This is a genomic window from Neobacillus sp. Fa239 (assembly GCF_055395235.1).
Genome location: NZ_AP041611.1, coordinates 2,621,634 through 2,646,242, shown reverse-complemented (window position 1 = coordinate 2,646,242; position 24,609 = coordinate 2,621,634). Strand labels below are relative to the sequence as shown.

Annotated in this window: 22 protein-coding genes; 6 read left to right on the top strand and 16 right to left on the bottom strand. The window is 39.9% G+C overall.

Annotation, left to right across the window (positions count from 1 at the left end):
• Positions 1 to 24: 24 nt before the first annotated feature.
• The 3 genes from ACZ5XR_RS12680 to ACZ5XR_RS12670 are packed head-to-tail and all read right to left on the bottom strand — an operon-like array spanning position 25 to position 5,187.
• The gene (locus ACZ5XR_RS12680) at positions 25 to 978 is read right to left on the bottom strand and encodes a DUF979 domain-containing protein (protein ID WP_464501992.1); all 954 of its coding nucleotides are present in this window, start codon (positions 976 to 978) and stop codon (positions 25 to 27) included.
• Between the two features lie 3 nt (positions 979 to 981).
• The gene (locus ACZ5XR_RS12675; protein WP_464501991.1) at positions 982 to 1,683 is read right to left on the bottom strand and encodes a DUF969 domain-containing protein; all 702 of its coding nucleotides are present in this window, start codon (positions 1,681 to 1,683) and stop codon (positions 982 to 984) included.
• A 48-nt stretch (positions 1,684 to 1,731) separates the two neighbouring features.
• The gene (locus ACZ5XR_RS12670) at positions 1,732 to 5,187 is read right to left on the bottom strand and encodes a M14 family metallopeptidase (RefSeq protein WP_464501990.1); all 3,456 of its coding nucleotides are present in this window, start codon (positions 5,185 to 5,187) and stop codon (positions 1,732 to 1,734) included.
• 384 nt (positions 5,188 to 5,571) lie between these two features.
• Between ACZ5XR_RS12670 and ACZ5XR_RS12665 the strand changes: the two genes are divergently transcribed.
• Positions 5,572 to 6,264, top strand: coding sequence for an aspartate/glutamate racemase family protein (locus ACZ5XR_RS12665; RefSeq protein ID WP_464501989.1), 693 nt, complete (start codon positions 5,572 to 5,574; stop codon positions 6,262 to 6,264).
• 525 nt (positions 6,265 to 6,789) lie between these two features.
• Positions 6,790 to 7,320, top strand: a complete 531-nt coding sequence (locus ACZ5XR_RS12660) for a TetR/AcrR family transcriptional regulator (protein WP_464502296.1) — start codon at positions 6,790 to 6,792, stop codon at positions 7,318 to 7,320.
• A gap of 177 nt (positions 7,321 to 7,497) precedes the next feature.
• Here the strand turns inward: ACZ5XR_RS12660 and ACZ5XR_RS12655 are convergent, their stop codons facing one another.
• From ACZ5XR_RS12655 to ACZ5XR_RS12625, 7 genes are all read right to left on the bottom strand, one after another.
• On the bottom strand, positions 7,498 to 8,502 hold the full coding sequence (locus tag ACZ5XR_RS12655; RefSeq protein WP_464501988.1) for an aldo/keto reductase: 1,005 nt from the start codon (positions 8,500 to 8,502) through the stop codon (positions 7,498 to 7,500).
• 172 nt (positions 8,503 to 8,674) lie between these two features.
• Positions 8,675 to 9,598, bottom strand: a complete 924-nt coding sequence (locus ACZ5XR_RS12650; protein ID WP_464501987.1) for an NAD-dependent epimerase/dehydratase family protein — start codon at positions 9,596 to 9,598, stop codon at positions 8,675 to 8,677.
• The gene (gene speB / locus ACZ5XR_RS12645) at positions 9,595 to 10,566 is read right to left on the bottom strand and encodes an agmatinase (RefSeq protein WP_464501986.1); all 972 of its coding nucleotides are present in this window, start codon (positions 10,564 to 10,566) and stop codon (positions 9,595 to 9,597) included. Before speB ends, ACZ5XR_RS12650 begins: the two co-directional genes overlap by 4 nt.
• A gap of 16 nt (positions 10,567 to 10,582) precedes the next feature.
• Positions 10,583 to 11,422, bottom strand: a complete 840-nt coding sequence (locus ACZ5XR_RS12640; RefSeq protein ID WP_464501985.1) for a polysaccharide deacetylase family protein — start codon at positions 11,420 to 11,422, stop codon at positions 10,583 to 10,585.
• Positions 11,419 to 13,080, bottom strand: a complete 1,662-nt coding sequence (locus tag ACZ5XR_RS12635) for a sigma-54 interaction domain-containing protein (RefSeq protein WP_464501984.1) — start codon at positions 13,078 to 13,080, stop codon at positions 11,419 to 11,421. Before ACZ5XR_RS12635 ends, ACZ5XR_RS12640 begins: the two co-directional genes overlap by 4 nt.
• A 117-nt stretch (positions 13,081 to 13,197) precedes the next feature.
• Positions 13,198 to 14,634 carry an APC family permease gene (locus ACZ5XR_RS12630; RefSeq protein ID WP_464501983.1) on the bottom strand — a complete coding sequence of 479 codons (1,437 nt, stop codon included), beginning with the start codon at positions 14,632 to 14,634 and terminating at the stop codon, positions 13,198 to 13,200.
• A gap of 71 nt (positions 14,635 to 14,705) precedes the next feature.
• Complete coding sequence (locus tag ACZ5XR_RS12625) at positions 14,706 to 15,446, bottom strand: SDR family NAD(P)-dependent oxidoreductase (protein ID WP_464501982.1); 741 nt, start codon at positions 15,444 to 15,446, stop codon at positions 14,706 to 14,708.
• Between the two features lie 475 nt (positions 15,447 to 15,921).
• Between ACZ5XR_RS12625 and ACZ5XR_RS12620 the strand changes: the two genes are divergently transcribed.
• Both ACZ5XR_RS12620 and ACZ5XR_RS12615 read left to right on the top strand, forming a co-directional pair.
• Positions 15,922 to 16,518 carry a YitT family protein gene (locus ACZ5XR_RS12620; protein WP_464501981.1) on the top strand — a complete coding sequence of 199 codons (597 nt, stop codon included), beginning with the start codon at positions 15,922 to 15,924 and terminating at the stop codon, positions 16,516 to 16,518.
• Between the two features lie 71 nt (positions 16,519 to 16,589).
• The gene (locus ACZ5XR_RS12615) at positions 16,590 to 17,033 is read left to right on the top strand and encodes a GNAT family N-acetyltransferase (RefSeq protein WP_464501980.1); all 444 of its coding nucleotides are present in this window, start codon (positions 16,590 to 16,592) and stop codon (positions 17,031 to 17,033) included.
• Between the two features lie 696 nt (positions 17,034 to 17,729).
• Here ACZ5XR_RS12615 and ACZ5XR_RS12610 read toward each other — a convergent pair.
• From ACZ5XR_RS12610 to ACZ5XR_RS12600, 3 genes are all read right to left on the bottom strand, one after another.
• Complete coding sequence (locus ACZ5XR_RS12610; RefSeq protein WP_464501979.1) at positions 17,730 to 19,145, bottom strand: S1C family serine protease; 1,416 nt, start codon at positions 19,143 to 19,145, stop codon at positions 17,730 to 17,732.
• Positions 19,146 to 19,274: 129 nt separating this feature from the next.
• A complete protein-coding gene (locus ACZ5XR_RS12605) occupies positions 19,275 to 20,123 on the bottom strand; it encodes a sialate O-acetylesterase (protein ID WP_464501978.1) in 849 nt (282 codons plus the stop codon).
• Between the two features lie 147 nt (positions 20,124 to 20,270).
• Complete coding sequence (locus tag ACZ5XR_RS12600) at positions 20,271 to 20,450, bottom strand: hypothetical protein (protein WP_464501977.1); 180 nt, start codon at positions 20,448 to 20,450, stop codon at positions 20,271 to 20,273.
• A 283-nt stretch (positions 20,451 to 20,733) separates the two neighbouring features.
• Here ACZ5XR_RS12600 and ACZ5XR_RS12595 point away from each other — a divergent pair, with 283 nt between their 5' ends.
• The gene (locus ACZ5XR_RS12595; RefSeq protein WP_464501976.1) at positions 20,734 to 20,940 is read left to right on the top strand and encodes a helix-turn-helix domain-containing protein; all 207 of its coding nucleotides are present in this window, start codon (positions 20,734 to 20,736) and stop codon (positions 20,938 to 20,940) included.
• Positions 20,941 to 21,081: 141 nt separating this feature from the next.
• Here the strand turns inward: ACZ5XR_RS12595 and fabF are convergent, their stop codons facing one another.
• Positions 21,082 to 22,320 carry a beta-ketoacyl-ACP synthase II gene (fabF, locus tag ACZ5XR_RS12590; protein WP_464501975.1) on the bottom strand — a complete coding sequence of 413 codons (1,239 nt, stop codon included), beginning with the start codon at positions 22,318 to 22,320 and terminating at the stop codon, positions 21,082 to 21,084.
• 123 nt (positions 22,321 to 22,443) lie between these two features.
• On the opposite strand from fabF, the gene ACZ5XR_RS12585 reads away from it, so the two are divergent.
• Entirely contained in the window at positions 22,444 to 23,292 is an 849-nt protein-coding gene (locus ACZ5XR_RS12585; protein WP_464501974.1) for a helix-turn-helix transcriptional regulator, read from the top strand.
• A 192-nt stretch (positions 23,293 to 23,484) separates the two neighbouring features.
• Here the strand turns inward: ACZ5XR_RS12585 and ACZ5XR_RS12580 are convergent, their stop codons facing one another.
• Entirely contained in the window at positions 23,485 to 24,048 is a 564-nt protein-coding gene (locus ACZ5XR_RS12580) for a CBO0543 family protein (protein WP_464501973.1), read from the bottom strand.
• Positions 24,049 to 24,272: 224 nt separating this feature from the next.
• Entirely contained in the window at positions 24,273 to 24,563 is a 291-nt protein-coding gene (locus ACZ5XR_RS12575) for a hypothetical protein (RefSeq protein ID WP_464501972.1), read from the bottom strand.
• Positions 24,564 to 24,609 lie beyond the last annotated feature (46 nt).

The window sequence follows — 24,609 nt, the reverse complement described above, 5'->3', positions numbered from 1 at the left end:
GTACTCCTCATTTAATCAATCTTATTATAGCGAGAATAAATACATAAACAGAACATTAACACCTAAAATAATCAGGGCAGTTGGAACTTGCACCTTAATGACTTGATATTTATCCTTTAAATCCAGCAACGCGGCCGGAACAATATTAAAGTTTGCAGCCATAGGTGTCATCAACGTTCCACAATAACCGGCAAACATGCCGATTGCTGCCACATGGTTGGCGCTTACGCCAAACTGTTGGATGATGAGAGGTACCGCAATACCTGCTGTCATGACCGGGAAGGCAGCAAAGGCATTTCCCATAATCATGGTAAACAAGGCCATTCCTATACAGTAGGCAAATACGACCCAGAAAAGAGAATGGGTTGGAATCACATTGCCTACCAATTTTGAAACCACTGTTCCAACACCAGCCGATGTAAACACCGTTCCTAACGTCGCCAGCAATTGCGGAAGCAAAGCAGCCCAGCCAATCGACTCCATCAATCTCCTGGATTCCTTAACAGCCGTTTGAGGCTTGCTTTTTGTTATCAACAAGCCGACAATCAGCGCAATGAAGCCGGCAACTCCTAACGATACAAGGGTCAGACTCGTTTGATCAAGCACAAAGGTGCCGCCGATTTTGACTCCTTTTAACCCTAATGATCCCGCCACTGTGACAATCGGAATTAATAGCGCAGGAATAAGGAGCTTATTGCCTAAGCGTTTACGGTTAGTCTGTCTTTCTTCCACACTCGCCTCACCGTAACTGCCAAGCTTTAACCCGCCGAAGCCCGCAATGACAACAAGAACAATGGCCAGAAGCCCCATGTAAAACGGTGGAATGACTTTGCCAAATGCAAGGGTTACCCCAAATAGTCCATAGAAAAGTCCTGATGTGAAACGACGTGAATTTTTGCGGTCCAAAAAGGTATAAATACTTCCTGCCATCGTGAGGATTCCTAGAAAAATATAAACATCTTCAAGAGAAATAAACATGGATTACGCCCCCTTTTTCTTCGAAGTATTTTTGCCTAAATTCTTGCCAAGAGTGCGATCGAGTGAGCGATCAAATAGATATAACCGAATGGCATGGACGATTAATACGGCAATCGCGGTTGGAATCGCCCATAAGGCCATCTTCAATGGATCGGAATGAATATGGTTTTGTTCAAAGAATCCTTGCATTAATAAAATCGAGCCGACCGCGACAAACACGTCTTCCCCGAAAAAGACTCCAATATTGTCTGCTGCAGCAGATTGAGCGCGAATTTTGTCCCTAACTTCGTCAGGAACCTCTCCATATTTAGCCTCGGCGGCACCTTCTGCCATTGGCGCAACAAGCGGACGAACCATTTGGGCATGACCGCCAATCGAAGTAAGACCAAATGCTGCAGCCACTTCACGAATAATAAAGTAAATCGTCAAAATGCGTCCTGTAGTTGCTGCTTTTATTTTGGCAACAATATGTTCCGCCTGATCACGTAAACCATAACGTTCCAGCAGCCCGATAACCGGTAGCGTCACAATAAAGACAGCCATATATCGGTTGGTCGCAAACGCTGAACCAAACTCAGTGATAATGGAATAAAGGGACTGATGGGCAACAAGCCCTGTAACAAGGCCCGCCACTGTCACAACCAATAAGGGATTTAAACGAATAATAAAACCAATAATAACGATAACAACTCCAATTAAAACCATCTTCCCATCTCCTCTGCATGATTTTTTCTTGTTGATAAAACTTAATTTTTAAAGCGGGCGAGATCGTTCAAGTCCGATTCGGATTGTTCCATTTTCCAATGGCTCCCTCCTGAGCCGAACATTCACCTCTCGTTCGTTCATCCAATCAAGGATTGCTTGATGAACTATATGGTGAGCATGCTTGCATGCAGCCAATTCTTTGTCATATACCGTTTCGTCATTCACTTCCGTCATTAAATCCGCGGTTACCCACTGACTGAATCGTTCAATGAAATCATATGATCCCTGATTTGAACTGCTTTCTCGTGTATACGCAATACTTCCATTTGATAATTCCACTGGAAAATGGACAGCATCGAAATCGTTCCCCCAACGCCTGTACGTGCTTACCCACATGGCATTGTCTTCGGCCACGGTGTGGTCTTCATCCAGTCTTTTCGTTACGAATGAACGAAGAGAAGCATGTGCCTCACGCTGCTGAGGGGAAAAGTCCGTTAATTCACGCCAAATCGTATACATCCGACTGATTGGAATCCAATAGGAGACCGGAAATCTTGGCGGACTATTATAACCGCTGAAAGGTTGAATCCATTCATGGGATGGAATCCCGTGGTCGTCGAGCACAACATCCGGCATCCAACGCTGCCACACCATCGGATAAACCCTTGCTTCGCCAAACGGGGCATCCGGCTGGAAGCGATACTTCGCATACTCCAACCCGCACGCATTATAGCGGGCGGCATGCAGCTTCCAATAAGGATGCTCGGCTGCCATTCGCGAGTGCAGGGCGGCTCCATCGACATTTTCAAGCGGTACCACAACAAGGTTGATGCGGTTTAATAGCTCTTTATCGTCTGAGAGCTGCTCAATGAATTGAAGGGCGGCATTGGTGCCAGACACCTCATTGGCATGGTGTCTGGCATTAAGGAAAAAGGTCGGTTTGTACAGACTGTGCTTTTGGAAGGAGGAGATCGTTTCCCCTGTTCTCCCCTTCGCAAACAGCTCAACAAGCCAAATCCATTGCCCATTAAAGGAAAAATCAATCGGGACCGCTTGTCCAGGCAGCCTCGATTTCCGTGCCTCCAGCCATTTTTCAACATCTTCATTCACGAACACATCGGAGTCGAGTGACTTTTCGTTCATGCTCTCTTTCGTACTCGGAGGCTTTTGGAGGCCCGGCGATGTGTTCGCCAGCCACTCTCCGCACGATTTTTCCAACTCAGCATCGGGTAATCCGCTAAAGTAAAAGGACAATTCCCCCCCAGACTTCGTTACTGCCGTTATTCTTCCCTGGTTCATGAGTCCTTTAGGAAACGGATGGATGACCATTTGTTCTTCATTTTCATAAACCAGCTCTGCCTTTGACTCCGTTGGCATGGCGTATAAAGCAATTTCCGCTTTCGGCTCCCCGCCGATTTTTTCATGCATGAAGGGTAAAATGCCCCCTGGCGCATCCCAGCCTGAATCTCCAACCCGTCTCCCATGGTCATGCAGTGCATGGAGGGTAAAGAAATAAATGTCTTCATGCAAGGCTTCCAAAACCGAGCTTACTTCTTCAAGGTGCGGAAGCCTTACATCTACGGCATCCATTTCGACGTGGCACTCAAGGCGCGAAAATTTCGGAACACCTTCCTGCTCTTTAATTTGCTTGACCAACTGCGGAAGCACAAACTCCTGGTACCAGATCCAGAAACGATATTGGTTTGTTTGGAAAGATTGACTCGCAAATACCTTGTTTTCTCCTTTTGAATAGATCCGGCATCCGGCAAAAGGAACCATCACATTTCCACGTTCAGGCTGATTTAGCATATAAGGGCAGCTCCGGGCCCATCCTTCCCAGCAGGGCGAAATCAGTTCCCGGCCCTGCTTGTCTCTAGCAACCACTTGAAACATTGGCGCAGAATGCTCATCGTTCAATTGCAGCTGAATTCTGTCTAACGGCAAAGACAATTCCGCTGACAAAATCGCATCAAACGGATACAGCTCTTGTAAAAATCGGTGAACAAGATCAAGATGCTTTTTCCCCGGCTGAAAGGCCCTGGCTTGGATTTCAATACTATGAATCTCCTTTTCTTGTTTGAGCTTAGGTAATACCTCCTCTATCGCCCAATGCAAGCCGGATTTATTGGCATCCCGAAAAATAAACTCTGCTTCCATTCCCAAACGGTCGTTCAGGTTGGTCTTTAACTTATGACTCCACGTATGGAAACTTTCTCGACTTACGGTTGTCGTGATTTCAATAGAAAGCTGCTTGTCTTCTTGATCAAGCTGTCCAAGGGTTTCCAACAAATAGGCTGCCATATCCGCCAATTCCCCGGAATCCTCCCATTGGGCGGTCCAAATGGGCTGATCTTCTGTAACGGATAAAGTAACGGAAGGAGACCCGCTTCCCTTTTCTGTTAAATACCGATTCCACAGCTCAGAAGGATAGGCCAAATTCTCTGGGATATTGAACCGATTGACTTTTCTGAATTTTAATTCAGCATAAGCTTGCATCCCCAGCTGAGCCCTGGAGCTGATGTCTTTATTCAAACTTTTAAGGGCCGTAAATCGCTGTGTCCATGTATCTTGTTCTCCACTAGTTGATGGAAACCATTCATGAATCAATTCCCGGGTCGCTGGAACGATTTTGTCGGCATGGGCACGTATACGAAGTGCCGGAGTGCCTGCCAATTCGGCAAGTTCCCATTTGGTTTGATGACTGGCCTCGTCTGTCGTTTCACAAGAAATGAAGAATCGTCCGCCATTTTCCTCACCCGTACAACTTGTCATCGGAAAACATACATATCCCGCTGACAAAGCCAGTCTTGCTGCCAGTTCAACATTAGCAATCGTTAGATCTAATGAAGAGCTATTTATTTTTAATAAAACATCAAGGGTAGGAAGTATTTCTCCTTCTTTCTGCTGATAAAGCCCTTCCGTTGTAAAAAGCGTATGTAGCGAATAGGTCTCAAGTTGTTTCACACTTTGCTGTAAAGAAGATTGTCGTAAAACATTTGTTTCTTTCGAAATAAATAGAAAAGACTCTCCTTCTTTGTAAGCCTCCATAAAATGATTGGTTACTAGGGATCTCGCAGCGTGCAATGTCATTTCCGGAGAAGTACCAGTAATGACAAGCAAAGTCTGATCTTCGTCGTGACTAACATATAAAATTCCTGACTCCCCTATATGTTCATTTCGGACGGCTAGAAGCGCCTCTGACCTTTTCCCGAGAACTTGAGTTAAGTATCCGCTTTCAAAACCAATCACGACATGAAGGTTTGTAGTTCCTCCGGCAGGCGCAGGATCTAATTGATCAACGATAAACAGATGGTCAAAAATCGGATGAGGGAGCTCTGCTAAATGCAAGCCAATTCTTCCGGCTATCTCCACCATAGCAGCAGTCTCCCAGCTTGTTTGATGAGATGGAACCGTAATACGCGCTTTTATTCCCGTTGGAGCTGCTTGCTCATCAATGGAATAAAAGACTCCGTTTTTACTCCATAATTGTCGAATATCTATCATGTTCTTCCCACCTTTCGTTGTTCCGTTTTTCGGAATTGCTGTTCCGAATTATTACTTAAATCATAATATTTATAAAATTTAAAATCAACATTATTTGTTAAAAAAATAAGAAATGGATAGAATTACAAAATCTTAGAAACTAATAGACGATCTACGATCCGTTAAGTCAATAAAATAAAGCTGCCAAGATGGCAGCTTTATCTTAATCTCTTGAACCCTTAAGTTTAGGAAACTTTTATAAGGACGATTTATGTATTCCTTTTTCATTCCTTTTGAATTTCCCTTTATTTTGCAGGGAATTGTATGAAATATATCGAATTAAATATGGACGTATGTTTATTAAAAAGTTCAGAAAGAAGTACTTTCCCATGAGGAGGAAAAAAATTGAAAACGATTGGTATTATCGGGGGAACTAGCTGGGAGTCGACCCTTCATTACTATACAGCCCTTAATCATGGCATTCAATCGGATCTTGGTGGGCTTCATTCAGCAAAAATCTTGCTGTGGAGCGTGGATTTCGCAGAAATTGAAACTTTACAACGAGCAGGTGATTGGGAAAAAGCTGGTGAAATCTATGCAGAGATTGCCCGTAAGCTTGAACAAGGTGGGGCAGAATGTATCGTAATCGCTGCGAATACGATGCACAAGGTAGCAGATTCGATTATACCTGCTGTTTCCATTCCACTCCTTCACATCGGGGATGCTACAGCAAAAGCAGTACTCGAATCGGGAATTTCTCGTGTTCTTTTTCTCGGTACTCGCTACACGATGGAACAACCATTCCTGACAGATCGCCTCTCAGCATTAGGACTGGACGTCATTGTGCCTGAGACGAGCGATATTTTAAGTGTGAACCGGATCATATACGAGGAATTGTGTCTTGGTCGAATTATCGATTCCTCTCGGGAAGTTCTCTTGAATATTATCGAACGCAACAAGCGACATGGAATTGAAGGTGTCATTCTGGGGTGCACTGAGCTTGCCATGATTCTGAAGCATGAGCATGTCGATCGGCCAATTTTTGATACGACAACAATTCATGTTGATGCTGCTTTACGATTTATTTTAGATAGGTAATGTTAAAAATCATTCTATTGTCTTCACTTTTTCTATTCAGTAAAGATAAATGATAGATTCATTTAGGTTTTTTTGCATACAAATATAAAAACAAAAATGGAGAGTTATTTAAAATTAGCGGAGATTTTTCGGTTAATTTCAGAATGGAGTTCTTTTCGGGAGAAATAAAGGGAGGATTTCCGGTTATGCGAAGAAAAATCTCCCATTTTCATGTTTTTCGAGTTAATAGGCGGAATCTCTCCGTCTATTAAAGCTATTTTCAGTGCATTTTACAAATTAAGAGAAATTTCTCCTTCTATTTATCAGATCGGGTGCTTAACCAGCCTCCCAAAACAGATAAGAGCGGAACTACACGGATCCAAATAAGGGAAGCATTCAGGCAACCAAAAATGGATATTAAAGATGGCCTAGGAATCGTTCATAGCAGAGACTACATCAGCCTCTCAAGCATTTTTGAAGTTAGAGATTTGCTGGTTTTAGTGGTCCGTAGAAATAAGAAGCTGTCGCTCCACCGTCAATTAGGAAATCAGCCCCGGTAATAAAAGCTCCCCGCTAAAAAAAGCCTTGATTGAACTGATGTCAGAAAAAAGTTTTGATGACATTACGATACAGGATATTTCCGATACGGCCAATGTTAGCCGAGGAACCATCTATCTTCATTACATGGATAAGTTTGATCTATTGGATAGACTCATTGAGGAGCATATTGACGAAATGGGGGAAATCTGTGAAGCAACCTCCTCAGTAGAATATACAGACGCAAATTTGCCTTGGTTTGAATACCTTAAAAGTCATTATTTATTCTTTTCAACGATGTTAGCAAGTAAAGGGGCTCCTTCCTTTCGTAGGAAGTTCCATGAGTTTTTAATCGAAGAATTCAAGGATGAAGTCGATACATCACAAGGAAAGAATCATGAATTAAATGAAGATGTTCTTCTTCAATTTATTGTCACTTCATATGTTGGGGTCGTAGAATGGTGGATCACGAATGGAATGCCTTATCCACCTCAAGTCATGGCAGAACAGGTGGGAATTTTGTTAGAGAGGAATCTATAATAAGCATTGAGTGATTCCTCCTAAAAAAATGACTATATTGAGGTTTTTAATGAAAAAACCTAAATCACAAAATAGGAGACTTCAAAAGCTTCTCTTATTTATCGATTTAGGTTTTGTCTGAATGATCAATAAGGAAATCAGGGTTTTGCTTTCAAAAAAGCTATTACTGAAACAATATTACTTAGAAGCTAAAGCTCCAACCACAGGATGTGGAACATAAGGCTCTTCCAAGTACGCAACTTCTTTAGTGGTTAACTTTACCGATAGAGCACCCACGGAATCTTCAAGGTGAGAAATTTTTGTAGCACCAATAATAGGAGCTGTGACTGGTTCTTTCTGAAGTAACCAAGCAAGAGCAATTTGAGATCTTGCCACACCATGTTTTTCCGCCAACTCCGCAACTCGTTCCACAACAAGACGGTCGTTATTTTCAGTGGCACCGTATTTTGATTTCTGTGTTTGATCTGTTTCAGAACGAAGAGTGTCTTCCGACCAATCACGAGTTAGTCTGCCTGACGCAAGAGGACTATATGGGATCACGCCGATTTTTTCTTCCTTACATAGCGGCAGCATCTCCCGTTCCTCCTCACGGTAAATGAGGTTAAGGTGATTTTGCATCGAAACAAATCTGGTCCACCCATTTTTCTCAGCCACATGGTTCGCCTTCAAAAACTGCCATGCGTACATAGCAGAAGCACCTATGTATCTTACTTTACCAGCCTTTACTAAATCATGGAGGGCTTCCATCGTCTCTTCAATTGGTGTATTGTAATCCCAGCGATGAATTTGGTACAGGTCCACATAATCAGTCCCAAGACGTTTCAGACTCTGATCAATTTCTCTCATAATATGTTTTCGTGATAATCCTATACTGTTCGGGCCTTTGCTGTTTAAGTCTTTTCCCAATGGAAAATAAACCTTCGTTGCAATGACAATTTCATCTCGATTGGCAAAATCTTTAAGGGCACGTCCGAGAAATTCTTCACTCGTTCCATCGGAGTAAGTGTTCGCAGTATCAAAAAAATTGAACCCTAACTCAAGAGCTTTTTTCATAACTGTACGACTGTTTTCTTCATCTATTACCCACGGATGCATCCAACGTTCCTTTTCTCCAAAACCCATACAGCCAAGGCAAAGTCTGGATACATCCAATCCTGTATTTCCAAGTTTCGTATATTCCATTTGCAAGTCACTCACTTTCCAAATATTTTTAATCGTCAATTTTAAGTATAAAAATAAAAGTGAGACTTACAATTGTTAAATGATTAAAATTTGTTAATTAATGAACAATTCCATTAAAATTGTTCATTATTTTTATGAAAAAAGGATTCTAACGCTGCCACCGAGTTTAAAGTTAGAAAGGATGATTCTGCAGCCACTTTGCATAAGCAGTCATTCCGTCCTTAAGTTGAACCTTTGGGTGATACCCCAAATCTTCTTTGGCTCTTGAGATATCAAATTTAGCATTCTGGTCAAGGACATCAATGGTTCCATCGCCAATTTGGATGTCTGCATCAGGAAATAGTTCTTTCAAATAATCTACCAATTCTGCATAAGAAATTTGTGTTCCCGCTGTAATATTATAAACTCCATGTCGAAGATTAGATGCCGGAACGGTCAAAGCCAGAATCGAGGCGGCAGCTACATCTGTCACATGAACATACTGGAACCGGTAATCAATCCCTTGTTCTTCAATGGTAGGAACGTGATCAATCGCATTCCGAACTAATGTCTTCATATAGCATTGCATAAATTGACCGGGACCATAAATCCAACCGGGCCGCAATGACGGAATTTCCATTCCATACAACTCTGAATAAACCCGTCCTAATTTTTCCGTAAACACCTTTGTGGCTCCATATGGGGTGGTCGGATTCAACGGGGCATCTTCATTAATCGTCCCTTGCTCCTGATTATTTCCATAGGCACACTCAGAGCTGAGATTGACAATTCGCTTGACCCCGTTTAAACGGGCGGCCTCGAAGACATTTGTGGTTCCAAGTGCGTTCGTCATAACGGTTTGGTAAGGAATCTCACGTGAAAAATAAGGATGTGAGATTGCGGCCGTATGGATGATTCCTGTTACATTATGTTTTTTAATGGTCTCAATCAAGAGCGGTAAATCTAAAAGATCACCTTGAACATAGATGAGATTGGAATCCGGATTATGATCGAGAGCCCTCCTATCGAAACTGACAACGGTTTCTCCCTGCTCCCGCAGCATCCGGACAAGGGTTGAACCTAAAAAACCCATCCCCCCAGTTACTAGAACACTCATGAAAAGTCCTCCTTAACTGTTTGGCCTCTTTTTGCATCAGCTAGTAAACTTAAAAATTCAAAAACAATCGTGGCACCTGTCAATGCGGTGACTTCAGTCGGGTCTAGTGCTGGAAGAACCTCTACCAAATCAAATCCAACAAAATTTAACCCCTTTAACTGCCGGAGGAGGTGTTGCGCTTCGGCACTAGTGAACCCGGCAATTTCCGGGGTACCCGTTCCAGGCGCATAAACGGGATCGAGAAAATCAATATCAAAAGTGAGGAAAACTTTGTTTTGTCCCACTCTCTGTCTGGCTCGTTTCATCGTTTCATCCAACCCGATGATCCGCATCTCATCGGCGGTTATCACCTCAAATCCGAGTTCCCTAGCTTCATTGATATCGTTCGGATCATATACGGTTCCTCTCATGCCGATTTGAATGGAACGGGAAGGATCAATGATTCCTTCTTCTAATGCCCTGCGGAATGGGGTTCCGTGCGTATATTTTTCTCCCCAGTATTCATCCCATGTGTCACCATGTGCGTCAAAATGAACCAGTGACAAGGGGCCATGTACACTTGCAACCGCTCTCAATTCTGCCAGCGAAATGGAATGATCTCCGCCAAGAACAATAGGAACCGTCCCATTTGCAACCCATTCTTTCACATGGGAGGTAATATTCTGATGACTTAACCCTGTATTTCCAGGAATGACCATGATGTCACCACCGTCGACACCATCCAAATAATCGCTGGGGCGAATCTGGTGGTACACGTTAGCGGGACGCAGCAACACGGAACTTCGGCGAATGGCTTCCGGTCCAAAACGTGCCCCGCTTCGGTAAGTGGCTGATGTATCGAATGGTGCTCCGAGGATGACAAAATCTTTATTCGATATTTCCTGTTGGTATGGCAATCTCATAAATGTACGGATACCTGCAAACCTTGGCATGGTGGCTGGGTTTGGCAACTCAAATTTTTCTGTCATTTACTTCCCCTCATTTCTAATATGGATATTCATCTAATACAAGTTCTCCATTGCTCCAAGCCTCATAAAGATCCTTTGGCGTACAATACCAAATATCTGAATGGGACTTGATGAATGTAATCAAATCATCCAGCATTTTCATTCTGGAAGCCCTTCCGATAATCTCAGGATGCATGGTAAGAAGAAAATAACGTCCTTCCTCATACATCGCACTAAATTCCGCCTTCCACATCCGAAGAACCTTTTCTGGATCCTCAATGGCGAAACCAGATTGTGGTACCGCAGAATAGGCAAATTGCTCCCAATCATCTAAAAGCCAAGTGACAGGAAGTTCTAAAAGCTTTCCTTTGTCTGCTGGCACGACATAAGGGACATCGTTGCCCATAAGACTGCTATCAAAAACAAACTCATGCTTCTCTAAAAGAGCCAGCGTCTGTTTGGTCACTTCCCATAATGGAGCCCGAAATCCTACAGGGGTTTGACCCGTTATTTTAGCTAATATTTCTTTTGACTTTGCTAATATTTGATCCTCTTCTTCATAGGAGAGTGTATCTGTCCTTTCATGGAGATACCCATGACAGCCAATATCATGTCCTTGTCCATGGATTTTCTTCACTAATTCTTCATCAATTTCTGCCGTATAACCTGGGATAAAAAACTGCGCTTTTAACTCGTGTTTGTCGAGAAGCCGGAGAATTCTGTCCACCCCAACCCTACGCCCATAGGCTCCAGAAGACAGCAACGATAACCGTTTATGATTTTCCTTATCAAGGATCCAGCCTGACTCTGCATCTACATCAAAGCTCAGTGTGACGGCAGCTTTTTTTCCGTTTGGCCATTTAAATGTGGTCATCATTCAAGAAAACCTCCTTTGATCCATTTTTCATATTTCCCTACCTTGCGGACAATTGTAGATTGATTGACACATAAAATCTCCGCCATTCGATAGGTTGAACCATATTCCTTGTATGCCCTTCGGAGCAGTTCTGCCTCTACAAATTCAACCGCATTTTTTAGCGGGATGATTCGATGGACAGTAATAGCCGATTTCGGTTTCTCCGTATTCATTGTTTCTGGGAGGTCATGAAGACCAATTCCGGTCCTTTTTGATGTAAGCACCAGTCGTTCCAATAAATTTTCAAGTTCTCTAATGTTGCCAGGCCAATGAAAGGCTAAAAGCTTCTGTCGGACCTCTGCTTCAAGATGCTTCATAAGTCCATACTTCTCATTAAATTTGTTTAACGAACTATCTATTAATTTAGGAATATCTTCTGTCCGGTGCCTTAGGGGAGGAATGTGAATAGGTATGACATTCAGACGGAAATACAAATCCTCCCGAAACAACCCCTCCGATAAAAGTTTTTTTAGATCCTTATTGGTGGCAGCGACAATTCGGATATTGGACTTTCGAATTTTGTTACTGCCGACACTTCGGTATTGATGTTCCTGAATCAGCTCAAGCAGCTTAACTTGTATCTGTAAAGGAAGTTCACCGATTTCATCCAGAAATAGTGTCCCTCCCTCAGCAAGCTCTACCAGACCCTTTTTTCCATCCTTCCGTGCTCCAGTAAATGCACCCGACTCGTACCCGAATAATTCTGATTCAAAAAGGGTTTCAGGAATCACTCCGCAGTTCACTTGAATAAACGGCCCTTTTTTTCTGAGACTCCATTCATGAATTTGCTTCGCAATGTTTGATTTTCCCACTCCCGATTCCCCAGTAATTAAGATGGTAGAATCCACCGGTGCCACCTTACTTACTACTTCAATGACTCCTTGCATGAGCGCAGATTCTACTACCATTGGAACATCCAAGCCTTTTGACATTTCCACTAATTCCGTGCGATAGGTTGATAGAAGGTTCTCTGTATCTTCTAATCTTCTTTCCATTTGTTTCATATCCGTAAGGTCTCTACAGTTAAAAATGATTCGAATTAAATGGTCTTCCTGATCTAATACGGGATTCCCCGTCACGTACAAAATCCGATTATCTTTTGTTTTTTGGACCGTTGACATACGCTTCTTATGTTTGATAATGCTAGGGGTTAATGAAGGCGAAAAATAACCATCTACACTTAAATCCTGGGCCTTCCTGCCAACCATTTGCCCTTCTGTGAGACCGTATTGTTTTTCTCCAGCAGGATTGACTCGAAGGACAATCCCGTGACCATCTGTCACAAAGATCTCATCATAAGAGGATTCAAAGATAATCTCCAGATCCTTATTTTTTTCTTTTAAATTTTCCACTTCTGTCGTTTCTTCTAAATAGCAAATCCAATAAGATTCAAGACTTGTGTACCGGCATTGGAAGATCTGCTCCCTAATCGAAATAGAAGATCGCATTTCTTGGCCATTCGGGAATAATTTTTTCGACTCTTCAAGAGAGAAGTTGTTTTGAGCGGTTTGATTGGAGTAAACGATCTCTCCTAATTGATTCCATACGATTACAGGGTTAGGGTTCGCATCTAATAGAAACCAAGCTAACGTTTCTGGCAATTGCTCCGTTTTGATCATAGGTCACCTCCGAGTAATAGGATATAAAATGCAAGCAAACATCCCCCAATGTGTTTTTGCATTATTGAATCCTAGAAAAATGGCCCTGGGCAGAGCCACCTTCTAATAATGAACCTTTTATTTGGCTTGTTCGGAAATCTCCAAATTGATCGTCGCTTTTTTCCGATTTCTCTTCCCATATAGGACCCAGCCAATACCTGTAATAATAATCCCTGCTCCTAAATACCAAGCATTATATAAATCTTCAGGACTAACTGGCACAGCTCCTGCTGTATAACCGATGTACCCTAAGACCCCAATGGCGAAAACAGGAAGTATGGAGGCAATTGTAGCTACCCCTTTGCTCTTCTGCATAAACATTGCCCTAATAAAAGATACTAATATTGCAATATAAGAGAATACTAACGTGATGGTGATCACATCATAATACCATTGCAGTTGAGCAAGCGGCTTGATCCAAATTAAAACAGTGGCATACGAACAAATAATGAGATTGACGAACCATGGTACCTTACGTTTATTAATCGAACTAAGCACCTTTGGCAAATGCCCTTCAATACTCATCCGGTAAGCAGCACGAGAACCGGAAGTTAATGAAATTTGCAATCCTGCACACGCGGAAGTAATAACAACAAACAAGGCAATCCAGCTGAGTGCAGGCGGTAAGTATACATGCGCAACAGCCGCAATAGGACCACCATTCCCGCTTTCAACGATGGAAGATAATTTTTTCACAGGAACAGCGTATTGCCACCCAATGGCCGCGATACTGTAGATGATAAAGGCAGAGGTTACGACTAATATAAGAGAGCGCTGTATTGTTCTGACAGGAACCTTCGCTTCTTCAATTAAATTAATGGCAGAGTCAAAGTTTGCGAGCATCCAAACTCCAAATAAAACCGCAGGTCCCATAACAGACCAGCCCCCTGCTTCTTTAACAGAATAAAGCGAAGAAAAAGATAGATCATGTACTTGTGGATGAATAATTCCGCATAATCCAAGTCCGGCAACAACAAGGATTTCAAATATCAAGAATGTACCAGCGACTTTAGCGGTGATATCGATTCCCCTCAGACATACCACCAAGAATAATAGAATTAATACGGTGCCGATCAGTTTTGCGGCAAGTTCTCCATGCAGCCCTGGAATCAAGGCTTGAATATACTCCGTACCGATAAGGGCGGTCATTGGCGTCACAGTTGCACAACAGATGACATAGGACCAGCCTAACACCGTTGCAGCATGTGGATGAATAAACTTCTCAGAGAAGGTAAACACTCCTGCCGCAGAGGGTGCTTGCCGAGTGAGATAGACCATCGTTAAAGCAATAACTAGCATCGGAAAAAAATAAGCAATCAAAATGGCTAGAGGTGAAGCTTTCCCCGAGATAGAATAAAGAATTGACATCGACGATGCAGCCACCCATGCTGGTGCATTAAAGCCGAGTGCCGCCATGACCACTTCAAACGTATTGAGCCGGCCTTTATTCAAGGTTGTCGGCAATTCTTTAATCGTACCGTGTCGGTCATACCCGATAAATTTAGAAAATCCCATACCTTTACCCCTTTCTCATCCTTGATTTATCTATCATGATTTTAAGCGATGTTTTAATGTCCACTATGATATTAGCCGTTCATAACCCCTCCCCCGTTCACTCCGACAATTTGTCCTGTCATAAAGCTTGCTTCCTCTGAAGCTAGAAAAAGAATAACATTCGCTATTTCACTAGGATCGGCCAGTCTTTTTAGCGGATACTTGGCTGCCTCTTCTATCACATAATCTGGCCCTAACCTTTCTACTAAAGGAGTGAGAGTTCCTCCTGGAGCAATGGAGTTTACATGAACACCTTTTGGCCCCCATTCCCTTGCGAGCGCTTTCGTTAAAGAAATAATTCCACCTTTAGCCGCACTATAATGGACCAACTGTTCACATCCTAATTGTCCAAGGTCAGAAGATATATTAATAATTCTTCCTGAACCTTGATTGAGCATATGTCTTCCAGCTTCTCTGCAGCAATAGAATGTCCCGTATAAATGCACCTTGATCATGTTATCCCAATCGTTATCCGTTAACTCAATCGCAGGTACTTCCTGCAGATATCCCGCGTTGTTTACTAAAATATCAAGATTTTCTATGCTGCTAAACATTTCTCTAACCTGTTCCGGATCCGAAATATTCCCAAGTTTAAGTTCAGCCTGAACTCCAAGGTTTAGCAATTCTTCTTTTACTAGATAAACATTTTCTTGGTTGGGAAGGTCATTAAGATAGATCTTCGCTCCTTCCTTAGCAAAAGCAATGGCTGTTCTTTTTCCAATGCCGCTACCAGCACCAGTGATCAATACTTTTTTATTTTCAAACCGTTTCATGTCATTAACCTCCATTGTAAGCGTCTTCATTTTTATTATTGCAAGAACTGTGCCAATATTTAGTTGCACCATTCTTAAGGCAATATTGCAGTAAAAAAGAACTTAGATAATGCAATATTGCATCAATACTATTAAACTAAAATTAAGAAGATTCAGAATTGCATTCCTAAATGTACATGTCGCTTAGTTTGTCACTGTATAATGCAAGATTACATTGTATAGTGCAATTTTGCATTATGAGAATGCAGAAATGACCAATGTTATAAACGTATCGAGTCTATTAATCAATTTATTGTACATAATATATTATAATATTCTGAATTACAAGAATTCAGGATTAATCAGGACTTAAAAAAGGTTTGTCAAAGGATTTGTTCCTCGTATGTAGAAATAATAGATAAAGGAGAACAGTGCCTACAGCTAGAAGTTGAGGAAGGTCGAGGGCTTTCGACTGGCCTTGGAAAGGAAGTGTCCATTGAAGGATATATTAAAAATCATAATAGGAAATATCTTCATTACTGTTTCTTATGCTTATCTGATTGTTCCGTATAAAATCATTAATGGTGGCGTTACCAGTGCAGCCTTAATTTTACATGCTATGACGGGAGGAAATATCGCCCTGCTTGCAAATATGGTAACTTTCCTGTTACTACTATTCTGTTTGATTTTCCTTGGGAAGGATAATTTCCTTAAATCTATTTTAAGCAGCTGTTGTTATATGATCTTTTTTAACTTTTTTTACGCAATCAGGATCAGTATCCATTTAAACGTTGTTCTTGTTGTTCTGATCGCCTCTTTCTTATTGGCTATAGGGTATTACTTATGTTTGGCGGCCAATGCATCGACGGTCGGGTTCGATGTCATTGCCCTGATTTTACATGTTAAAAATAAAAAAATAGATATCGCTGTTGCGATCAGATGCATTAATCTGTTGATCTTATTGATTGGCCTGACCGTTTACGGTTTCACCTCGATTATTAGTGGGATTGCTTTTACGATCATCTATTCCTACATACTGAGTAAATTTTTGAATTGGAATCGGCTGGGTGGAGGACTTTCTCATTCAGGTTAAGACGCATTCAAGCTGCCTGTCGATAAACTTACATGCATAAGGCTGTATTTAGAAATGGAGAGTAGATAACTATGAATATTAAACTTGCTGAGCAGCACCAACAGCAGTCTATATGTGAATGTGTGAATGCGGCATATAGCATATACATCGATCGAATCGGGAAAAAGCCAGCTCCCATGCTGGCAGACTATATGGAACTCATTTCGAAAAATCTTGTCTATGTAATCACTGAGAATGAACAATTACTAGGTTTTATTGTACTGATTCCGAAAGAAACTTTTTTGTTGATAGAAAATGTAGCCGTTCATCCTAGTTTCCAAGGACAGGGAATTGGACGTAAATTGATTGAATTTGCTATAACTTTTGCTGAAGAGGCACATCTTCAGGAAGTAAGCCTATACACTAACGAGTTAATGACGGAAAATCTTATGTACTATCCCAAATTGGGATTTATGGAAGTGGAGCGTCGAATAGAGGATGGTTATAGGCGTGTATATATGTCAAAATCATTGTGATTTGGTATTGCTGTTAGTTACCTCTGTAAATAACTGCTCCTAAAGAAATCTGCCTGCGAAAAATGGTAACGGTTTTACTTATGAGGAAAATAAGCGGAGAAATTTCTCTTACCTAGGAAATTGCAATGAAAATAGCTAAAATAGACGGAGAGATTCCGACTATTGACTCAAAAAACATGAAAAATGGGTGATTTTTCTTTGCTTAATCGGAAAACCTCCGCTTATATACCCCGATCCGAGCTCTATTCTGCAGTTTAACCGAAAATTATCCGCTAATTTTAAATATCTTTTTTAATCTTACATGCACTCCTCTTACTTAGCATTCCCGTTACTAATACATAAAACATACTTGAAAGGTAATTTGGGGACAATAAATAAAGGAGCTGATAAGTATTGAAAATCAAGTTATTAATATTAGCATTTTTAGTTATTAGTTTTCTCGATATGCCAATATCGCCGAAAGCAGAAACATCAATAAACCATAGATTTTTCCGTGAATTATCCAGCCAACTCTGCAAAAAGAGTTGCTTTGTAGTTTTTCACATTTAAAGATTTTTACTACGATTCTTCAATATCCAAACTTTTGAAAGAAATGATGGCAAGCTTTGAATTAGCAAAATAATATAAATTAAAAGAGGATGCCCTCTAAAAGTTATACTTTTGGGACATCCTCTTCTTTTTACTATTTTGGTACTCTTATTTAGCTGTAAGTTTTACTGAAATATGCTTAAGACTGCCATTCCGGTATAAGCCAATATTCACGTTATCGCCGATTTTGGCCTTTGTATATAAATATTCCCTTAATTTTGTTGAACTAGTAATTGGTGTTCCATTCATTGAAACAATGACGTCTTTTGGTTGTAATCCACTGCTGGCTGCAGCTGAATGGGAGTCGATATTGGCAATCATAACGCCTTGGGTAACATTGGAAGGAAGGTTCTGCCAATAATATTGCGGAATCTGGCTTAAATCTACCAACCCTACGCCAAGATATGGGCGATCAATTTTACCATTTTTAATTAATTGGTTAATGATTGGAATGGCGTCATCGCTTGGAATCGCGAAACCTATTCCTTCTACACCAGTTTCTGAAATTTTTGCACTATTAATACCCATTACCAAGCCTTGAGAGCTGATTAAGGCACCTCCACTATTCCCAGGGTTAATCGCAGCATCCGTCTGGATAACATTTGTATCCCAATCGCCTGCAGATGTCGATTCGGAAATGGTTCGATTCATCGCACTTACAATTCCGGATGTGACTGTTCTTGATAAATCAAGTCCGAGCGGATTCCCAATCGCATACACTTGGTCACCAGGGCGGAGGGTTGAAGAATCCCCAAATTGAGCGGTGTCGGTTACATATTTTGAATCGATTTTTAAAACGGCAAGATCTGTTAAAGCATCGGTTCCCACTAATGTTGCTTTAGTCTTTGTTCCATTATATAGTGAGATATTTATTTTAGATGCACCTTCAACAACATGGTTATTCGTTACAATATAGGCGTAATTACCAGCCTTTTTAAAGATAATTCCTGAGCCGGTATCAGTAGGTTGGGAATTGTCGATTGTTCCACTTGAATCACTGGATCCATTAGAATTTCCAAAATCACCAAAGCTGCCATCCCCACTATTACCATCACTATTACCAAAGGGATCATTACTATTACCAAAAGGGTCATTACTATTACCAAAAGAATCATTACTATTATCTTGCTGTTGATAGTTTTCAATGCCGACAATTGATTTTGAAACTCTTGCAACCGTATTGGCAATCGATCCTGAATTGCTTGTAACTGCCGGACTAGCTGCTACTTGATTAACCGGAGCTACATCGGCTGCTGATTGTGAATTTGCTGTATTGTTATTTAGGTTTTTGAAAGCACTGGTATATGGAAGAACGGTTAAGGTTAAAACAGAACCAACAACACCAGCTGCTACCGTTGAAACAATTCCTTTAAAAACCTTTTTCCCACTTCTCTTTGGTTCCACATTTTTATATCGATACGTGTTTTCCTCATTTAAGGTTTGATTCATACTGTTTTGTAGTTCCTCGGTCCAATCTGGTTTAGATGATGAATTTTCATTTGAAAAATCATTCTTAAAATCCATCGTAATCACTACTCCCTATTCAATATTTTATAGTCCTACTATAACCATCAAATATGAATAAATTATTAACTATTTTTAAAAGAACCTTGAAATTTCATTAAAAGCGCCCGATTGTTTAACAATTTTGCTTTACTTACTTTCATTAATATTGGAGATATTAATTGAAAACTCCCCAAAACTCAATTGTCCTAAAGCAAACTTCGTACTTTGAACAAATATACGTTCATTTTTAGTTAGTTCACGTTTTGCTACCTTTTCAATCCATTCATGCTCTATGTCTAAAATATCTAAAACATGCTTTTGTTTTGAAAAAGCTTCATAGTATCTTAATCCAAATTTCCTCTGGGATATAGCATCAATATGTATGCCATCTGGATTTGCAGTTAAGCCTTTTGATGTTACAAAATAGCAATTTTTTTCGGTATGAGCAATTTTAGATAATATCTGGTTTATTTGTTTATATTCTACAGCGCTTTTTCCAAATCCAACCTCTCCAAGATAATGTCCCAACTCACCGATAATAATCGGGATATCTGGTGCATTCAATTCTTCTCTCATGTGTTTTAATAATAAAAGTAACTTATCTTCATACGTCTTATAACGTTCTCCGTAACTGTCGCTTTCTCCTTGATGCCACAGAATTCCCACTATTTCACTTGTTTCCATAGCAAATTTTGCTTCAGAAATCGCATGTCTTGTTAATAGTCCATCAATTGCCCAATCATCAATAGAGCTCCCTCCCTCGGCACATGGTATGACCCCAATGGACTCACCCGGATGATCCTCTGTCCAAGCCTGAGCAAAAGAGGCAGCCGGACCAACACCAGATACGTGACGATCAAAATTAAGTGGTTCTGCCATCATTTGCCATCTACCGTTTCGCAACATATTTATGTGCTCATTATAAATCGGAGATACATCCTCAATAAATCCTCTGCCTGCCATATTTGATTGTCCGATTAATAATATAGATTTCATATAAAAACCTTCTTTCTTTGTTTACAAAGGTCTAATTAGACTAAATAAGATTTAGAATATAGCCGTAGCACCCATTTGTTAAACTCTAGCACCAGATCGTTGTATAACGAAAAGGTATTCTTGGTTCTTGAAGAATAATAGCCATAGTTATTCAAATAACTTTGAAAATAATATTGCTACACATGGTCCAATTACTGTGAATCCAATAAATAATGCAATAATCTTCATAGATTTAGATAAGCCTTGGGGCTCCTCATTTAATTCATCTAATTTTTGATTTATTTTTTTAAGTTCTAATAAGATTGCTTTATTCAAATCTTCTTGCATCCTTCATCTCCTCCATAACATCCATTATAATGCATTATTGGATATTATTTGATTTTTTATTTAACAAACCTGACATTTTAGTTAAATAACATATGTTTGTATTTTTCGAAGCGCACAATATTCCATCCAATTTTATATTGAAAAAATACAGTAATCACGTTCTAGGTCGGAATGTCTCTTTTGCATTATTTTGCAGAATGTTCAAAAAGTAATTAAATATGAAAGTGCCAATCATGATATACTTGTATAGAGGGAAACTATCATTATCAGAGAGGTGAATCGTATGAATTCCATTGGCCAAACCATTAAGACAGCTCGTGAATTTCGGAAACTGACCCAAGAAGAACTGGCACTTAAAATGAGGATAGGAACACAAACGATTGAAGATTATGAATCCGGGGAACAAATTCCAAGTGATCAAACACTCTTAAAGTTCTCTACCGTCCTGGATATCCCTGCTTCCGAGCTTTTGAAGCAGCAAGAGATTTAAACAGCTTCGCATAAAGTCCATATTGTTGATATTTAAATATAAATCAAGGACCACAAAAATAAGGTCCTTGATTTTATTCTTATTGAAGAGAAGGAATCCGATAGTAAGTACATTTCTTTTCTCTCTTTAATAAAACTATTTTCACAATGAATACTTTTTCAATGCAATTACTGCATTATGCCCGCCAAACCCAAATGAATTGGAGATCCCTATTTTGAGATTTGTTTGTCGGGCTACGTTTGGTACATAATCTAAATCACATAATGGATCAGGCTGTTCTAAGTTGATAGTAGGCGGAATGATGCCCTCTTGGAGACTTTTTGCTAATGCAATTGCTTCAACTCCACCAGCTGCTCCTAATAAATGACCTGTCATCGACTTATTAGCCGTAACGGGTATCTTGTATGCTTGTTCGCCAAACAATTTTTTTATAGCATTTGTTTCAGATATGTCACCTAACTCTGTACTTGTTGCATGGGCACTGATTACATCTACTTCATCAGTAGAAATGGACGCATCTTTTAAAGCCATTTTCATGGCAAGATAGGCTCCTTTACCTTCTGGATGTGGAGAAACCATGTGATAGGCATCAGAACTAGCACCGTATCCAATTACTTCAGCATAAATTCGTGCATTTCTAAGTAAAGCATGTGTTAAAGATTCCAGTATTAAAATTCCTGCACCTTCAGACATTACAAATCCATCTCTATTTGCATCAAAAGGACGACTAGCAGCATTTGGTTCATCATTCCTCGAAGACAACGCTTTTGCGTTCCCAAAACTGGCTAAAGACAATTCTGTTATGGCTGCCTCAGCCCCTCCAGCAAATGCTACATCAGCCGTACCATACCGAATAATTCTGAATGCCTCTCCAATAGCTGTATTTCCAATTGCACAAGCGGAAACAGGTGCCATAGAAGGTCCCAATGCCCCCCATTTGATACTTATTTGTGCTGAAGCTGCATTTGCTATCATCGAAGGCACCATGGTTGGACTTACCCTTTGTGGTCCTCTTTCTCGAAGTACATCAATATTTTGCATCAAAGTCTCAATTCCACCAATTCCCGATCCAACATATACACTAAGACGCTCTAAATCTATTTCCTTAATGTTCAGATTGGAATCGCTCCATGCTTGTTCAGCTGCAACGAGAGCGAATTGACAAAATCTGTCCATACGCCTAGCTTCCTTCTGACCAAGTATATCTTCAGCATTAAAGTCCTTTACTAATCCAGCAATTTTGGTTTTATGTTTACTTACGTCAAATGTATGAATGGAAGAAATTCCAGACCTGCCTTCGGTTAAATTCCTCCAATATGTTTCAACGTTGTTTCCTAAAGGCGAGACAACTCCCATACCTGTAATCACAACTCGTTCCATATTTATGCCCCCCTAGTAAAAGATTATCCATATTTTCACACAATACGTATCCTATTACAAGTTGTTGTTTATCCTAGTATAATTAGTAATATGATTAACACTTTGTGACAGGAGTAACGTAACATGAATAGTAAAACTAGATTAGAAGCCCTTTCCACTTTTTTAAAGTCTAAACGTGCGAATATTCAACCTCAATCACTAGGATTTCCAACAGGAGCTAGGAGGAGAACACCAGGATTAAGGAGAGAGGAAGTCGCCCAGTTAGCGGGAGTGAGCACTACCTGGTACACATGGCTGGAACAAGGGCGAGATATTAAGGTTTCTTCTTCTGTACTAGATTCAATAGCAACTGCTCTACAATTAAATAACGATGAACGAAAGTATCTATACGATTTAGCATTAGAAGTAAACACAAATGTGTATAAACAAGAAGTTTTACAAACAAAAATTTCCCCTTCTTTAGAAAAAATTTTAACAGAATTAAAATATTGCCCTTCTCTGATCACTGACCGACATTTCCAAATCGTCGGTTGGAATTCTGCTGCAGCCTATGTATTTTTAGATTTTGAACAAATTCCCATTGAACAGAGAAACTTAATCCGCTTAGTGTTTACGAGGAAAGAATTGAGGTCTTTAGCTGTCAATTGGGAGCATTTTGTAAAAGGTTTTCTATCCATCTTTCGGGTTTATTATGGACAATATATGGGGGATGAATGGTACACTCAATTTCTCGAAGAAATGACGAATCTTAATCCAGAGTTTGAGTCTTTATGGCAAGAAAATCAGGTAAATATGGCACCCGAAGTTTTAATTGAATTTAGGCATTCCAAGGCAGGAAAAATGCTATTTAATTTATCTTCTTTACAAGTTCATGGTAATACAGATTTTTGGTGCAGCATTTTTACTCCTGTTGAGGGTTCATCTACTGAAGAAAAATTGAAGAGAAGGATGAATATAAGTGAAAAAATTTAGATAAAAATCATAGAGAAGAGCTTCTTCTGGACTGATCTTACTTTCAATAAATTTTTTTGAAATAAAAACCCTGATTTTTCTGCCTATCGGAGAAAATCAGGGTTTTTATAATGACTTCTTGTTTTCGAATTTTATGATATGGAAATAATGTCATGTTTCACTAACCCCACCGTTAATTTAAGTGTAGTTTTTTTATTTTATCGGTACAAAATTATTTACGGTACTCATTTTATGAGCTATTAAGTAAATAACAAAGTAAATAGGAAAGGAATAATAAATATGCCAATCATTCATAACATAAAAACCTAACCAAAGAAATAAAGGTTCACCAACAAAGGCACTGAAACCTGCGAAGAACAAGGCCTTAATGATAGGTGATATGGATGGTTTAAACTGAATTAAGGTCATAACAAAAATAGGGAAAATGGTGAAATCCCAGGGGAAATAGGAAGGGATAGTTGGAAATACCTTACCTGTGTAATACCACTTACCAAATTGAACTCCCAAAAAATCAAAGTATGAAGTAATGATAATTACAAAAAATCCCACAAATAAGAGCCTATTCGAACTTTCTTTTTTTCTAAATTGAATCCAAAAAATAACCGGAGCTATTATGAATAGTAAGCCTACCCAAAAGTCCCAATGCAACAATGTGTGCACCTTCCAAAACGCTATATAGTCTTGATTCGCTTTGGTATTCATTTCGTAAAATTTACCTACTTTTTCTATCTCTTTAGGGTCCTGTAATGACTTCATACTAATACTCTCCTTAATGGGGTATTGTTCTCACCTTCAAAATTGTCATTACAAAATATTATTCCAAATTTTTTCATTTAAAATTCTTTACTCCTTCTTCTTAAACTGCTGCCCCGTTACTTGAATTAGAAAAAGCTTTACTCCCTATTGAAGTAAAGCCCACATTCCTTTAGGTATCTGTTTTACAAATTTCCTTTTTTATATTAAACAATCAATCTTTCCACCTATATTAAATTCCCTAAGATAAACCCTGCAACGAACGCTGATGTATTACCAGTTTTGGTTTTATAAATAGGTAGCCCACTTATAAACTTCATGGGGTTTATTAATGCTTCATGGATTGCCTTATCTACTATTTCAGGAATATCCTCAACATCGACAGTTGACGGAACAAAAAATTGATTGGCTAGAACATCTGGACTTGGTAGTTCCGTTGTAATTTTCTGCAAACCCATTTTGACAAAAACTCCTTCTGAAATATCAAAAAAGGACAAATCCATTTCGGTAGTAATCACTGGGATCTAAGTCCATTAGTTCGTTAGCGTTAATGATGTTTCCATC